This is a genomic window from Collinsella sp. UBA1693 (assembly GCF_002320115.1).
Taxonomy (GTDB): domain Bacteria; phylum Actinomycetota; class Coriobacteriia; order Coriobacteriales; family Coriobacteriaceae; genus Collinsella; species Collinsella tanakaei.
This window is the reverse complement of record NZ_DCJT01000010.1, coordinates 434,190-449,407: the sequence shown is the minus strand read 5'-3', so window position 1 is coordinate 449,407 and position 15,218 is coordinate 434,190. Positions and strand designations below refer to the sequence as shown.

General features: G+C 55.1%; 10 protein-coding genes and 1 CRISPR repeat array. Of the genes, 1 reads left to right on the top strand and 9 read right to left on the bottom strand.

Annotated features, from left to right (window positions below; translation table 11 throughout):
* Positions 1–203: 203 nt before the first annotated feature.
* Positions 204–1,358, bottom strand: a complete 1,155-nt coding sequence (locus tag B3H65_RS06430) for an aminotransferase (RefSeq protein WP_286684592.1) — start codon at positions 1,356–1,358, stop codon at positions 204–206.
* Between the two features lie 206 nt (positions 1,359–1,564).
* Positions 1,565–2,413, bottom strand: a complete 849-nt coding sequence (locus tag B3H65_RS06425) for a class II fructose-bisphosphate aldolase (RefSeq protein WP_286684591.1) — start codon at positions 2,411–2,413, stop codon at positions 1,565–1,567.
* A gap of 391 nt (positions 2,414–2,804) precedes the next feature.
* Between B3H65_RS06425 and B3H65_RS06420 the strand changes: the two genes are divergently transcribed.
* Positions 2,805–3,605, top strand: a complete 801-nt coding sequence (locus B3H65_RS06420; protein ID WP_286684590.1) for a DeoR/GlpR family DNA-binding transcription regulator — start codon at positions 2,805–2,807, stop codon at positions 3,603–3,605.
* A 141-nt stretch (positions 3,606–3,746) separates the two neighbouring features.
* Positions 3,747–6,882: direct repeats of the CRISPR family, unit length 33 nt; unit sequence ATTTCAATCCACGCTCCCCGTGTGGGGAGCGAC.
* A 173-nt stretch (positions 6,883–7,055) separates the two neighbouring features.
* On the opposite strand, the gene cas2 is transcribed toward B3H65_RS06420, so the two are convergent.
* From cas2 to B3H65_RS06385, 7 genes are all read right to left on the bottom strand, one after another.
* Positions 7,056–7,343, bottom strand: a complete 288-nt coding sequence (gene cas2, locus B3H65_RS06415) for a CRISPR-associated endonuclease Cas2 (RefSeq protein WP_286684752.1) — start codon at positions 7,341–7,343, stop codon at positions 7,056–7,058.
* Between the two features lie 10 nt (positions 7,344–7,353).
* On the bottom strand, positions 7,354–8,388 hold the full coding sequence (gene cas1c / locus B3H65_RS06410; RefSeq protein WP_286684589.1) for a type I-C CRISPR-associated endonuclease Cas1c: 1,035 nt from the start codon (positions 8,386–8,388) through the stop codon (positions 7,354–7,356).
* Positions 8,385–9,038: a CRISPR-associated protein Cas4 gene (cas4, locus tag B3H65_RS06405; RefSeq protein WP_286684588.1), complete on the bottom strand. Its 654-nt coding sequence runs from the start codon at positions 9,036–9,038 to the stop codon at positions 8,385–8,387. The genes cas1c and cas4 overlap by 4 nt, the downstream gene beginning before the upstream one ends.
* A gap of 14 nt (positions 9,039–9,052) precedes the next feature.
* A complete protein-coding gene (gene cas7c / locus B3H65_RS06400; protein ID WP_286684587.1) occupies positions 9,053–9,946 on the bottom strand; it encodes a type I-C CRISPR-associated protein Cas7/Csd2 in 894 nt (297 codons plus the stop codon).
* Positions 9,947–9,948: 2 nt separating this feature from the next.
* The gene (cas8c, locus tag B3H65_RS06395) at positions 9,949–11,739 is read right to left on the bottom strand and encodes a type I-C CRISPR-associated protein Cas8c/Csd1 (RefSeq protein WP_286684586.1); all 1,791 of its coding nucleotides are present in this window, start codon (positions 11,737–11,739) and stop codon (positions 9,949–9,951) included.
* Positions 11,736–12,401: a type I-C CRISPR-associated protein Cas5c gene (gene cas5c, locus B3H65_RS06390; protein WP_286684585.1), complete on the bottom strand. Its 666-nt coding sequence runs from the start codon at positions 12,399–12,401 to the stop codon at positions 11,736–11,738. Before cas5c ends, cas8c begins: the two co-directional genes overlap by 4 nt.
* A 259-nt stretch (positions 12,402–12,660) precedes the next feature.
* Positions 12,661–14,907 carry a CRISPR-associated endonuclease Cas3'' gene (locus tag B3H65_RS06385; protein ID WP_286684584.1) on the bottom strand — a complete coding sequence of 749 codons (2,247 nt, stop codon included), beginning with the start codon at positions 14,905–14,907 and terminating at the stop codon, positions 12,661–12,663.
* Positions 14,908–15,218 lie beyond the last annotated feature (311 nt).

The following is a 15,218-nucleotide window of genomic DNA, read 5'->3' as shown; positions in this document are numbered from 1 at the left end:
TATCCATAGGCTTTGCTCCTCTCGTGAGAAGCGCCGCCCGCACGCGGACTCCGCCGGTGGCGATACTATAACACCTTGGCAATAGCAATTTTGGCTGCCATTCATTTTCTACCGTACAGCTCATTACCAACCAGCCGGCTCCCACAGCCAGCTAGCCCTATCTGAAGCGCCCTAATTGGCTAAAAATGGCTCATATTAGGATGCTAGTCCAACTCGCGCAGCGCGCAGGAAAGCTCGTCCAGGCCGCGGCGCAGCGTCTCCTCTTGTGCGCAATAGCCCAAGCGCGCGCCGCACGGCAGCTCAAAGCGGCCACCCGGAACCAAGAGCACCCCGCGCGTCGCAAGCAGCTTTCTGCAAAACGCCTCATCGTCCATGGGAAGATCCAGGCGGATAAACGACGTGGACACGCCGCGTGGCGGCACCCAGCTCGCGCGTGGCTCGCCAGCGATCCATTCCTGCACGATGGCGCGGTTGCGGAGCATAATGTCGCGGTTACGCGCCAAAATCTGGTCGCGATGACGCAAAACGTGGACGGCCATGGCGTCGTTGAAGACCCCGGCGCAAATAAGGCTGTAATCCCGGCACGTGCGCAGGCGATCGGCAAGCTCTGCGTCGCACACGGTCCAGCCAATGCGGATGCCCGGCACGGAATAGGTCTTGGAAAGGCTGTTGGTCGCTATACCGCGCTCGTACACGTCGACGATGCTGCAGTAGGAGTCTCTATCCTCGAGCGGCAGGTACACCTCGTCCGAAAGCACATAGGCGCCAGCACTGCGGGCTATCTGGGCGATTACCTCCAGCTGCTCACGCGACAGGACCGTGCCCGTGGGATTGCTGGCGTTGTTGATGCAGATCAGCTTGGTGTCCGGGGTAACCAGGCGCTCCAACTCTTCGATGCGCGGCTGCCAGCCGTCCTCCTCATGGATGCGCCATAGGTCGACCTTTGCTCCCAATGCGCGCGGAATCTCGTAAAGCGGCTGGTAGGTTGGATATTCCGCCACCACATGGTCACCGGGCTCCACCAACGTATAGAGCACGGCCAAGTTGGCACCCGTAGCCCCGTTCATCTGCAGCACGTTCGCAGGGTCCACGCCGCGGCCGTCCGTGCCTCGATAGAGCTTGGCCACCTCTTGCTTGAAATCCGGCGAACCCTCTATCCAACCGTAGTTTTGCTTCTTTGAACCCAGTTCATCATAGAAGGCGCGAGCACCCATGCCGGGGCCACCCCGTTCATCGTCCGCAAGCGCAAGTATTTCATCCGTCTTCAGCGAGGCGATGGTGGATTGGGCGAGATCCAGCGTAGCAGACGTCTCCAGCTCGTTGAGCCACTCCTCGACCCCAATGGGCTTGATGTTCATAGACGCTACCCCTTATAACCGCGGCCAGCCTGTACCCGCCTAGACCCTACCAAACTTGAAGGCGCTTGAGCGCATCGACTCGACCAGCGGCGAGCATCAAGCTTCGCGCTATGGCGGCAAGTTACATAGAGCTACTTAGAAGTAAAAAGCGCCCGCCTGACAATTGCCAGACGGGCGCCTTCTATTCGCTTATGCGGTCTGCGCGATTAGGCGCGGCCAACGGAACCCAGGTTCTCCATGCGGATCTTGACGATCTTGGTGATCTCCTCGGCACCGGCCTTGCCCGGGTTCTTGGGATCGAAGTTCTTGGGGTTCTCGGCCATATACGCCATGTAGCCCTTGGTGTAGGCCTGACGCAGCTCGGTAGCGTAGTTAACCTTGCAGATACCGTTCTTGACAGCCTCGGCAACCTGCTCATCGGGCACACCGGAGGTGCCATGCAGGACCAGCGGCACGTCGACGGCGGCACGAATAGCCTTCACAACGTCCTGGTTGATGTGGGGCTCCTCGGTGTACACGCCGTGAGAGGTGCCGACGCCGATGGCGAGGGAGGTGCAGCCGGTGCGCTCGACGAACTCCTTGGCCTCGGCGGGATCGGTGTAGGGGGACTCGCCCTCGACCTCGACGTCGTCCTCCTTGCCGCCAACCTTGCCAAGCTCGGCCTCGACGGGGATACCCATAGCGGCGCCGGCGTCGGCGACCAGCTTGGTGAGGGCGATGTTGTCCTCGAAAGTCTCGTGGGAGCCGTCGATCATGACGGAGGTGTAGCCGGTGCGCAGGGCCTTCATGCAGCGGTCATAGCCGTCGCCGTGGTCCAGGTGCAGGGCCACGGGCACGGAGGCGCGCTCGGCAGCGGCCTTGACCATGCCGTAGAAGTAGTCCAGACCGGTCTTCTTGATGGTGCCAGAGGTGGTCTGCATGATGACGGGGGACTTGGTCTCCTCGGCGGCGGCCAGGACGGCCATGACGAACTCGAGGTTCTCGACGTTGAAGGCGCCGACGGCGTAGTGGTTCTTCTGCGCGTCGAGCAGCATCTCCTTGGTGGTAACGAGCATGAGCGTGCGCTCCCTCCTGTGCTCCGCTGGGTTTTGCGGGCACCTACATCGCCGACCCCCTATAGACCGGCGCTCCTTGTTTGGTATTGTACGGAATCTGCGCAGTTAGGTAGACGTGCGACACGCAGGCGGCGCTGTCGGCGCGCGTATGGCAAGAAAAGGGAACGAAAGCCCGCGCTCCACCCTATCGCGACGCGGCGCTTGAGATTTCCTCGTCCACACCTTCTAATCACCATAAAAGAAAGTGATGCAAAGCCGATTTCTTTCTTAATTAGAAAGAAATGAAAACTAGAATCTCCATAAAGGCGCTACACTTTTAGAGGTACCCATCCAAAGAACCGGCGGCGCAATCATTAGAAGAGAAGCATCCGCTTGCAAAAGGAGACTCGCCATGGCAACCACCAGCTCGCACTCGTTTGCCGAAGAACGGCGCGCGGCCATCATGTCGATGCTCGACCACAACGCATCCGTACAGGTAACCGAGCTGGCTCGCACCTTTGGCGTCTCCGTGGTGACCGTCCGCGCGGACCTGGACGCGTTGGAGGCCGACGGCAAGCTTCGCCGCACGCACGGCGGGGCGGTCTCGCTGCATAAGGCGCTCACGGTCTCCGTGCAGGACCGTCGCATCAACGTCAACGCCGAGGCCAAGCAAGCCATCGCCCGCCGCGCGATCGAGCTGGTCCGCGATGGGGACACGGTGCTAGTGGACTCTGGAACCACCGCACTGGAATTTGTCCGCATGCTCGACATGCGCTCCGGCATCACCGTCATCACCGCGGACATCACCATCGCGGACTTCATCGACGAGAGCATGCCCACCGTCGACGTGATCCTACTTGGGGGCGCGCTGCGCAAGGGCCACCGCTACCTGCACGGCATGCTGGCGCTGCGATCGCTCGAGGTGCTTCATGCCAACCTGGCGGTGCTCTGCCCCGGCGCCTTTGTACCCAATCGCGGGTTCATGACAGACTACCCGCAGATGGCTCAACTCAAGCAGGCGTTTATTGGCGCCGCATCATCCGTCTGCGCGCTGATGGACGCCAGCAAGACGTCCGCGGACGGCCTTATGCGCTTTGCGGGCATCGAGGACGTCGAGGCCATTGTTATGGACGAGGACCCTGACGGGGTGGTCGCCGCCGCCATCGCCGAGCTGCCCGAGGGCGCTCGAGCGCCGCGATTGCTGCTGGCGTAGGCCTGGTGGCAGGTCTTCCGCGCCGCGTTCCTCGCCGCATCCCCTGCTGTAAGCCTGTCGCGATCCCGCCACGCCCTGCCCCGACTGGGTGGGTGTGTCAAAAAGTGCGTTAGTGTACGGTTTCGTCGAGCTGCCGTCCCGATTTCAATCCACGCTCCCCGTGTGGGGAGCGACCTCGTCCCCATCAAGAGCTAGGTTCCGCGCGACGTTATTTCAATCCACGCTCCCCGTGTGGGGAGCGACGCTCCCGCGCCCTCTCGCCGTAACGCTCCTCGTTATTTCAATCCACGCTCCCCGTGTGGGGAGCGACGGTTCGACCAGCTCACAGGCGATAACGCGAGCAAATTTCAATCCACGCTCCCCGTGTGGGGAGCGACTGCGGCGCTGCACGGCAACGGTCACCGCGCTTTGGATTTCAATCCACGCTCCCCGTGTGGGGAGCGACCCTTGTTGTTCTGGCCGTATTCGAGGCCGTACTCATTTCAATCCACGCTCCCCGTGTGGGGAGCGACGCGACCTCCGCATCGGTCAATTTACGATCTATGTCATTTCAATCCACGCTCCCCGTGTGGGGAGCGACGCGGCATGTACTGTTCCATCGATGCAGAGACGCAGATTTCAATCCACGCTCCCCGTGTGGGGAGCGACGTGAGATGGAGTTGCGCAACCGTATCGTTCTGGTTATTTCAATCCACGCTCCCCGTGTGGGGAGCGACGATGATGACGTGGTGGAGCAGGTCGAGCAGGCGGTATTTCAATCCACGCTCCCCGTGTGGGGAGCGACTATTCATCACTCACGGCCGTATCGCAGCTGTTCAATTTCAATCCACGCTCCCCGTGTGGGGAGCGACTACAGTCTAACGACGAGGTGCCTAGCAGGGTACGAATTTCAATCCACGCTCCCCGTGTGGGGAGCGACGCGCAGATGAGCGCGGAGCAGTTCGCCGCCGCGTGATTTCAATCCACGCTCCCCGTGTGGGGAGCGACTACATTGCGCGTGCCGTTAACGAACCCGTCTACTGATTTCAATCCACGCTCCCCGTGTGGGGAGCGACGACGATGCGCTCCCACGGCACCCACGGTGAAGCATTTCAATCCACGCTCCCCGTGTGGGGAGCGACGGCATACGATGACCGTCTCATCGACGGGCTTGGTATTTCAATCCACGCTCCCCGTGTGGGGAGCGACCTGCAGTCGCAGGGTGTAGCGGTTGGCGCAAACGGTATTTCAATCCACGCTCCCCGTGTGGGGAGCGACCTGCCGAACGGCGAGCGCGTCAAGCGCCCCGCTCCATTTCAATCCACGCTCCCCGTGTGGGGAGCGACGTTCACGAGCGACACGACGGCGCCGCCGCAACGGTTATTTCAATCCACGCTCCCCGTGTGGGGAGCGACGTCGAACTCGGCGCCTTCCTGCCAGGATGTCGTATTTCAATCCACGCTCCCCGTGTGGGGAGCGACTACACAGCTGTTGCAACAGACGAGCCGGTTTACTGATTTCAATCCACGCTCCCCGTGTGGGGAGCGACGGTGGGGTGAGCTCTATGTTTAGACACCTGTTGATTTCAATCCACGCTCCCCGTGTGGGGAGCGACTAGAGATGTTATCAGCGCCACGCCACGCGATATACATTTCAATCCACGCTCCCCGTGTGGGGAGCGACCGGCATGTACTGTTCCATTGAAGCAGAGACGCAGATTTCAATCCACGCTCCCCGTGTGGGGAGCGACGTTGGAGGTGGTACATAGTGACTATTGCTAATAAATTTCAATCCACGCTCCCCGTGTGGGGAGCGACTGGCCGTTGATGGTGACCTTCGGCGGCGCGGCCTCATTTCAATCCACGCTCCCCGTGTGGGGAGCGACGCCGAGTTCCGTCAGTCAATCGCTAAGTACATCATTTCAATCCACGCTCCCCGTGTGGGGAGCGACGTTAAGGGGCAACCATACGGGGACATAGGTTATATTTCAATCCACGCTCCCCGTGTGGGGAGCGACATGTCACAATCAACAACGTTGTCAAACTCGCAAATATTTCAATCCACGCTCCCCGTGTGGGGAGCGACATGGTCGGAGATTGGTCGATGCCGCCGCTGTTGCGATTTCAATCCACGCTCCCCGTGTGGGGAGCGACATAAGTCCAAAAACACAGCAAAGAAGTAGTACATGATTTCAATCCACGCTCCCCGTGTGGGGAGCGACTGGAGTTTCTTGAATGTGTCTGTAGGGATCTTGGAATTTCAATCCACGCTCCCCGTGTGGGGAGCGACCGTCCCCTGCCGCCTTGTCGATGAACTGCTTGATATTTCAATCCACGCTCCCCGTGTGGGGAGCGACCGGCTACCTCGTAATCGCCATGGGGCACGTCTTTATTTCAATCCACGCTCCCCGTGTGGGGAGCGACCCGGTAAGGCTCTCGGAGATTTCCGTCTCGATCGAATTTCAATCCACGCTCCCCGTGTGGGGAGCGACTCGCATTCCTCATGGATGAGCAGTTTCACGTAGCCATTTCAATCCACGCTCCCCGTGTGGGGAGCGACTTGTGGCGGCAACGGCATCCCAGTCCCAGTCTTATTTCAATCCACGCTCCCCGTGTGGGGAGCGACACTCCGTCCTCGCCGAGGTCCGGGTACCTGCTTGAATTTCAATCCACGCTCCCCGTGTGGGGAGCGACTGTTCGGGTTGCGCGGGTCCTGCGCGAAGCTCTTATTTCAATCCACGCTCCCCGTGTGGGGAGCGACTGCCAATTAAAATCATACATGCCAACAAATGGGGTATTTCAATCCACGCTCCCCGTGTGGGGAGCGACCTCCAACCGGAGCGATACTCGCCGCTGCCGTCGTGATTTCAATCCACGCTCCCCGTGTGGGGAGCGACTGGCCCCCGCGATCAGCGGCAGCGCGAGCACTCCATTTCAATCCACGCTCCCCGTGTGGGGAGCGACGGGCACGGAGGGCGATGAACGCAACCAGGCGATAATTTCAATCCACGCTCCCCGTGTGGGGAGCGACTCGCGTTGTTGACGGTGGTGTCGAGGTAGTTGCGATTTCAATCCACGCTCCCCGTGTGGGGAGCGACTAGCGCTCTTCTCCTCCACCCTGTCGGCGGGGATATTTCAATCCACGCTCCCCGTGTGGGGAGCGACAGTTGCAAAGGTTGACGATACCGTTCTCGACGGTATTTCAATCCACGCTCCCCGTGTGGGGAGCGACCCTCTGCCTTGGCGAGCTGCTGCTGCAATATCTCATTTCAATCCACGCTCCCCGTGTGGGGAGCGACCGCAATATATTCTACTATTCAGAACCAAAAACAATATCTTGTGAACTAAGAAGCCAGCACGATCAGTTGTCTGGTCATTTACGTATCGAAAACACCCGGCTATTCTCTCAAAATCGGTGCGAACCCGCCACGTTTCCCTGATTACCTGAAGTTCGCATTTCATTATCCAGTTCTCAAAGGACCAAAAATCCCTCGGGATCATATGAAGGCTTTACACCGTGATGCTCTATCTTCTCGCTATATCGATTTCCAAGGTTATAAAACCTAAGGCTATCCTCATTGTGGTCAATAATAGAAAGCAATCTTTGCTTCATTTCAAGCAGGGTTGCATATTCTCCGCTGCATTCAAATACCGAATTCTGAACGCGCTGACCGTATGCCATGCAACATTTTGCAACCCTGCGTAAGCGTCGAGCGCCTGCCGCATGAGTCGTATTCACATCGTACGTAACAAGAAGCATCATTGCCCGATCACTTCCATAGAAATGGCGGATAGCCATCGATTTCGCCTCGCATTGCCTTCGCAAGCAATTGCGCCTGAATATGTGGAACAAGACCCCTCGGTATCTTCTCCTTCAAAAATGGATGAGTAATCATCGACCGTTTTCGTTCTTGCCAGCTATCAAAAAGAGCGCGTCGGCCTTTTTCGCTCAAATACGTCTCCCCAGTCGGTAACTCTTCAAATGAATGCTCCGAAACAATCTGATTATTGATGGCAGTAATCACAAAGCGATCAACAAAAACCGGTCGAAGCTCCTCCATGAGGTCGAGAGCCAAAGACCTCCTACCCGGCCTATCCACGTGCAAGAAACCGAAATACGGATCGAGACCCACTCCTTCAAGCGCATAGGAGCAGTCTCTCGCCAGGACGGAATAAAACAGAGATAACATCGCGTTAACGCGGTCGCAAGGAGGACGACGAGACCTGCCCCGATAAAAGAAAGCTTCCTTATTCCGCAGGATTAGCTCATCAAAAACTGAAAAGTACTCAGCAGCAGCGTCGCCCTCAATACCCCTCAGGCTATCAAGATCTTCACAAACTCGTATTCGCTCTAGAGAGTTTGCCATTTTCGAACATGCCAGCTCAACGGAGCCGCAATCTATGCGCAGTCCATGGTCTCGACGAGCCCGCTCGAGCACCCACTTTGAGTTGTAGACCTTTCCCAAGATAAAATTCCGCGCAATAGGAACACTCTTCTCTCGATCACTCGTCATTTTATGCTGAAGGCGCCTCAGCGACACGTTGCCATATCGCTCCCCGTGAACATCTGCTAGAAACTTGCCACGCGGATTAAAAAAGGACAGGGCTATACCACGCTCGGCGCATTCACCCATCAATGCGGGACTAGCACCCAGATATGAAAAAGAGATGATTGCGGTCAAAGTGTGCAGGGGCACTCTTCCGACAATTTCCCCTTCTCTCTTCGCTGCAACATTCTCGTTATCCAGCGCCAGGTAAAGATCTTCAGAAAGCACATATAGCGTATTGAGCAGCTTCTTCATCATTCGCTCTCCAGCGTGGCTTCTATATACTTCTCAACTTCAAGCATGCGCTTAGGCATGCAGACATCCACAAGAGAGCACGCCCTGCACTCTGCCTTCTTATGAGCTTTTGGCACGTGCCTTCGTTCAAAACACCGATGCATCTCGCTAAACATGGAATTAACCTGGCCACGCATCGCATCCGTAAACGCAACGTGTTCCCTCGAGCGGGTTCTTCCATAATAAAGTTCTCCAAAGGGTATCTCGCACGCAAGCATCTCCTCAAGACATATCGCCTGAGCACATAGCTGCAGGCGGTCCGCATCGCTCTCCTTGGATTCGCCCCTCTTGTACTCAACAGGCGTTATCGACCAGAAGCCCTCTTCTCCATGAAGGCTGCAGCCAGAATTAGCACGCTTGCATTCGACAACATCACATTGCCCCACCGCTCCAAGAGTATTTGATCTAACGGAGAGCCCGCGGAGAATAAGAAGGTCCCCGCGGCGCTCCCTCTCCTCAGCATCATGCGCACGACGATGCATTTGATCGCCCAAAACTGTCAGGGCATTCTCCTGCCAAGCTTGTTCGATATGAATTAGTCCCCATTGCCGTTTACAAAACACAAAGTGCTGGATACCCGACAATGCCAGAAACTGATCTTCGTCATACGCCACGATGAAACCGCCCTTTAGAGCATTCGGATCAACTCAACGCCGTCTCCGCAAACGCTTTCGTCGACTTCAACATCCCCGTAATCCGCAAACGAGCGCGGGTACTCAATACCCTCCTTGCGCTTAACGGAAACAGCATCGAACAGTTTGTAGGACGGAGCGTTACCGAGCTCAGAATCATGCTTGAAAACCACAAGGGAGCGGACTGCCATTTTGCCGCGCGCAGCTGAATGGTCATGTTCAAACATGTTTATAATTGCCTCCCACAACAGGCTGAGATCATCATCCGAGAAACCCGTTGTCTTTCGCGCAAGGTTTGCGGAGACAAATCCCTCGCAACGATAAAGGGCGTAGGGCACCACATATTTGCGGCCCATTTCAGTACCCTTCTTCTCGGCGTCGGCTTCAGTAGTAATTGCCACGCGAGTAATGGTAACTTCCTGAGGAATAATAGGATCGACACTGCGAGCAAACGTAAGCTGCACGGGGCCACGCACCTGACCGCAGTTCAATCCGTTTTTCATAAAGGTAGTCATAACGGCACCGAAGGTACGCACATCGTAAAAGGCTCTGCACATAAAATCGCGAAGCTTCAAATCGAGCTGCGGATCATCCTTCTTAAGCTTCTTCACATCCTTGGGATCGACGTTGAGCTCCTCGAACGCCCTGAAGTCACTTGTATTCAGCGGCACGCCGTCTTTGATGTAAATCTCAAAGCCTGGCTCCCCTTCTTTAACCGTCTCAACGTAATTTCGTATCTTGCGCTTCAGGCACACATCGGTAACCAAGCCATACCCAGTTTCCGGATCGACGCGAGGCATATTACCCGCATCGGGGTCTCCGTTGGGATTACCGTTCTCAACATCGAAGTAGACAACAAAGTCATAACGATTCTTGATGCAATCAGACATGATTAATCCTCCAGGTTCTGATTATCGGTCTCGGCTTGCTTTTTAGATTTGAAGCGAGCCTGCGTCTGCTGGTAATAACCCAAGAAAAACTCCCCCTGTTCCCTCAGATTAAGGTGCCTTGGAAGCTCTGGAATCATCTCCTCTTCGCCCACAATGTCTAGGAACTGGCGACGTAACCAAACTGCCATCCCAGGCTTCTCCCTCATCAGCTTTTCGAAATGCGCCGAGCTCAATTTAAAAAGAACCGGGAACACCGTCGCAGGCGTAGAACATGCAGAGTCCAGATATTTCGCCGCCAGACGGCTAGACCCATTGGCCTGCTCCTGTGCAGATTCCATAATGGAAAACGCTCTTCCCAAAGCATAGGCGGTCGAACGCCTCCGCTCATTTAGTTCCACCGTAATCTCCTCCTGATTCATCCGACCGTTCCTCAGCAGATACGCCTTGATGATGGCCGCCCTGCCGTAGCTGACTTTTCTTGTATGCGCGTCCTGATTCTCATTTGTCGCTCGAATCCTCAGTAGCGCATTCTCATACAACGATTCGGGATAAGGGGCACCCGTCAGAATAGATCTCATCAGAGAGCCACCCACAACCGAAGATACAACCGGTTTCTTGGAATTGGGATTTTCAACTTCTTTCAAAAGGACATAGGGAGATAAGTACTTCCTAGCTCCGGGCGCATGAATCACTTCGAGCTGCTCATAATGCTTGCAAATGTTAGAGAGGAAATGACCAAACGTGCCCTTTTGGAAGAAGCGAATTGATAGCCTTGCGGCGTTCGGTGCCAATCCCAAAACAAAGAAGTTCGCCCCTAGATCAACATGGTCTAAAGCGATCTGCTTCCCAACCGCCATGGACTTCATGACGCTATCTAAGTTTGCTTCGATTTCATTCTGGTCCTTGGTATCGAAGGGGCTTGCAAGCAGCTGACTGAATAGATCACAGTTACCCTTGTCCTCTCGTTCAGACCAATAAACGACCGTTGTGTCTCCCAAACGAACATGGTGAGAATCTGCTTGCAGCAAATAATTAAGAGCGGCACCATAAGCGGTTGCAATACGTTCGCTTACGGGGGCATTCAATCCCTGTTCCCCCTCATGTCCATACGATTCAAACGCCGGACAATTGAATCCGACAAGGGATGCGCCCATCGACTGAGCTCCGTACACACCCTTAATCGCAGGATGAAGGCGCGCGATCGGGGCTCGCTCCCCGCTCGCGAGGCAAACCATGGATTCTTTTTCACCGCTCTGCTTCGCCAAAAACTTATCCCAAGCCTTCATAACCCCCTGATCGCACGAGGGGTCAAAAAGACCATCTGGACCGCTGACGGAAAATGTTACGAATTTGCCGGAGCATAGCCCTTCCCGTTCTCGAACAAACGGCATACAGTCACATGCCCTCTGAGGATCCCAGGTATCAAAATAGCGAAGAATCGATTTCGCTGCCAAGGACTCACACCCATCGAGAACGGCATGATGGAGGGCTCGTGCCGCTTCAAAACAGCGGATAGCACGGTCGGGTTTACCCTTAGAATCTACGCCAAGAAGATACGTCGATGTATCGCAGAGGAAAAACGCAGCAATACCACTCGAACGCTTCTCCTGCTCTGGAACAGACAGCATCCAGCCGCGCTTGGAATCTGCCGGAACAATATTGCGTATTGTTCCATTCGCTGAAAGCTCGATAATATACCCGACTGATCGAGAAATCCAACCAGGACGGGAGATACCATCAATCCCGTCACTCAACAACTGGTTGTAATAATCTGCCAACGCTTTGATAATCATCGATGCACCTCGCTACCAGCCACATCGATGACGCCATCGCGCATGACCGCCCTGTAAAACATCGGCACGATGTTTCTAGGATCCGAGTAATCCATGTCGTAAAGCATAAATCCCAAATCACGTTCACCGCGATTCTCTTCGCATACGCTAACAGGCTTATTGGGATTCCACTCTTTAACGAAAGCGGGAAATTCTCGCGTGCCGAAATACGGCTGAGAATAACACTGGCCTTTTCTAAGCCGCCGTTTAAGCATTTCGCAGAATTTTCCTGGATTATCAGCCTCGACCGCCTTGTCCGTCATGTCAAAATGCGCTTCCACAACATAGTGAACGCCGGTCAAGATGGTTGAAGCTCGCTGTTGGATGTCCTCCTTAGTGTTGATATATGGCAGCGGCGCTGTACCCGATGCCGCAGAACGCAAAGAGCTGCCCAGCGCCTTCGATTTCACCTCGTTCCTGCGGACGTTGGTGAAACGTATCGGATTAAGAACATGGATCCTATCGATTCGATAGACCAAGCCAGGATGCCAAAAAACCGACTCGATTATTCCCCGTGCAGCGCTTGGTGTTATAACGTCATACGACATGCGCTCAACACTAAACTCTGGACGAGTGAAAAGAGCCCTGTCTCCCCACATCTCGATCATGAACCCGTATGCCATAGCTCCCACCTCCTTCCTGTTTTGATTTTGCTAGCTCAAGACTAGCACCTTATAGAATAGGTATCAATATTAAACTTCGTACTTAACGAATGGTTAGAATGATGGCCATTATCAATTGGGCAAAAGTAAAGCTCCTTTATTCTCAAAAGTATGAAAAACTAGTAGTGTCTGCCCACCAACGTGTGCAGAGGATTGAAATGTACTCACCGATTGGTGGTACATCCCTTTGGCCGGCAGGCACTAGCCTGCCGGCCAGCATCTATAGGAACACCCCCTTGCCCCCTTCCGCCCTTACATCCAAGCCCGTAGTTTCTGAATAAGTATTGGCATCGAGCAACAAGAACAAATCGTCTGCCACGCGATCGACCAAACCAGAGGCATAGAGAGCTTTCAGATCCTGCTCGTAAACGGAGACCGCATAGCAAGATACATGACGGATTGCGTCTCTCGAGATCGTCCCGCTCATCAACAATTCGAGGTCCCCTTCAATTTCCCCGCAAGGAATCACCACCGAATACGAGCCATCCGCGATTATCTTGAAAGACGACGCAACGTCCCGAAAAGGATATGAAAGGGCTTTAGGAGCACCCTCTATTAGGGTTAGAACCCTTGGCTCCGACAGGGCCATCACTATCCCCTGTTTGTCTAAGCCTGAAACACCGGAACTCGAAGAGCCATATTCCTTGTAGGAATACAGCGCCTTAAAGTACCTTTCGACACTATCTGGGGTACCGACATCTCCAAGCTCTTCAACTTCAAACAAACGGGGATCAGTTGTGCCAATAACCCCAATGCGATGCTTCGTCTCAATAGGCAAGGCGTAGCTCGTTTCAGGGCTAAACAGAAATACCCTTGCATCCGCATAGTTCATTTTTCCCTCGCGATTACAGCGTCCGGCAGCCTGAACAATGGAATCTAGCCCCGCCACCGCTCGGTACACAACAGGAAAATCCAGATCAACACCCGCTTCAACCAAGCTGGTGGAGACAACGCAGCAAGGCGCCCCGGATGCCAGCCGCGTCCGGATCTCTTTTAGAGTCGACCTTCTATGAGCAGGGTGCATAAGCGTGGACAAATGGTAGCAGCCGTCCTCGCCAGCAAGCTCCACGAGAGAATTGAACAGATTCTTTGCCTGGGCCCTGCTGTTGACAATGCACAGTGCCTGGTTATGTGAAGCAAGCCGACGGGCAAGTCCAGAGTCATCAATTTTGCCTAGGCCAATATATGTCACGCGCCTCAATGTATCGAACAGGCGATCCACGTCGCCTGCGACCTCTTTGACAGAAAGACCCGTCTCGGCAAAGAACGGATTGATAGCGGGCTGGGTCGCGGTACACAGGAGCACCGTGCATCCATAGCGATTAACCAGCTCTGCAAGCGCCCTCACGCAAGGCCTCAAATAATCCGTTGGAATCATCTGCGCCTCATCGAGAATAATGACGCTGCCGGCAATGTTGTGAAGCTTGCGGCACCTCGACGTTTTATCTGAGTGCAACGATTCAAATACTTGAACGTTGGTGGTGACCACAACAGGCGCATCCCAATTCTCGGCAGCCAACCGCATGCGACCGCCCGATTCCCCCAAGGTGTCGAAATCGAAATCAGCATGATGCTCGAGCACATTATCTGACCCAAAAAGACCTCGGTACACATCTGCGTTCTGCTCGATGATCGATGTGTAGGGAGCAGCGTATATAACCCTTCGCATGCCATGGGCACAGGCGTGACGTAAGGCGAACCTCATGGAAGACAGCGTTTTACCACCTCCCGTTGGAACTGTTAGCGAATAGACGCCAGGCTCTCCCTCAGCGGCTTCCGCGCATTGCTCAAGAAGATGGCACCGCGCAGCATTTAAATCGGTTGCCGGAGGATAAAACGAAGCGATCTTCTTTTCAAGCATGCCTTGGAGCCTGACAAGGTCATCATGGCCACCCAGCTCCCTGTCTTTATTGTCAATAAAACGCTCAGTGCAAAGATAGTCTGCATCGACCAAGCAGCTAAACAGCATGCGAGTACGAAATGCGAGCGCATACGCCATGTCCGACTGAGCCATCTTGTCGATTCCAAACATTGGCAGCCCAACAGGCACAGAGACTGATACATCATTTTTATACTCAGTATAGTCGGGCAGCTCTCCCCTGCCTGCCTTTGCGATTCTCCCCGCTAGGCTCGCGCCATCATCGGGCAGGGTTCCGCCATTCGGCAGCCCTCCGTGGTGCCCTGCAGCGCAGTATGAGAGCATCCAGCCAAACGGTTGCTTTGCCAGCTCGACGGCGCCCGCGGTCGAATGATCGCATTTTGGACCACCATCAAGTAGGCGATGTTGAAACGCTTTTGAGTACTTCCCAATATCGTGCGCCATGCCGACAGCGTATCCCCATGCGCTTCCGCCAAACACATCGGCAAATGAAGCAGCCATATCGGCAACCTGGCTAAGATGCACACTCACCGGTTCTCGGCGCAAGCCGTCCTCGCTAACATGCGCCAAGTAATCCATATCCCCCATATCGGCACCACCCCATAATCAGCCATTAAATGGAAACGACTACGTCGAAGGTATGGTTTCTGTGCCAATCATAAACGTTCGTCCGGACATAAAAATGACCTCGCAAACAATTTGATGCCCCTCATTACGGTTATCTTCGCACGAGGAGCGCCACCCGCCCAACCGAATATAAAGCAAAGCGCCGGCCCCGTAAGTCATACGGAACCGGCGCCTTCGCACCGCTGGCAGTTGCCGCGGCTCGATGCTACCGCTATGGACGATTCGGGCGAACGTGAAGGGATACGTGCCCTCCCGCAATCGTTACGGCTTGA

Coding starts and splice junctions, on each gene's coding strand:
- B3H65_RS06430 (WP_286684592.1), bottom strand. CDS start 1,358: ATGAACATCAAGCCCATTGGGGTCGAGGAGTGGCTCAACGAGCTGGAG.
- B3H65_RS06425 (WP_286684591.1), bottom strand. CDS start 2,413: ATGCTCGTTACCACCAAGGAGATGCTGCTCGACGCGCAGAAGAACCAC.
- B3H65_RS06420 (WP_286684590.1), top strand. CDS start 2,805: ATGGCAACCACCAGCTCGCACTCGTTTGCCGAAGAACGGCGCGCGGCC.
- cas2 (WP_286684752.1), bottom strand. CDS start 7,343: ATGCTTCTTGTTACGTACGATGTGAATACGACTCATGCGGCAGGCGCT.
- cas1c (WP_286684589.1), bottom strand. CDS start 8,388: ATGATGAAGAAGCTGCTCAATACGCTATATGTGCTTTCTGAAGATCTT.
- cas7c (WP_286684587.1), bottom strand. CDS start 9,946: ATGTCTGATTGCATCAAGAATCGTTATGACTTTGTTGTCTACTTCGAT.
- cas8c (WP_286684586.1), bottom strand. CDS start 11,739: ATGATTATCAAAGCGTTGGCAGATTATTACAACCAGTTGTTGAGTGAC.
- cas5c (WP_286684585.1), bottom strand. CDS start 12,401: ATGGCATACGGGTTCATGATCGAGATGTGGGGAGACAGGGCTCTTTTC.
- B3H65_RS06385 (WP_286684584.1), bottom strand. CDS start 14,907: ATGGGGGATATGGATTACTTGGCGCATGTTAGCGAGGACGGCTTGCGC.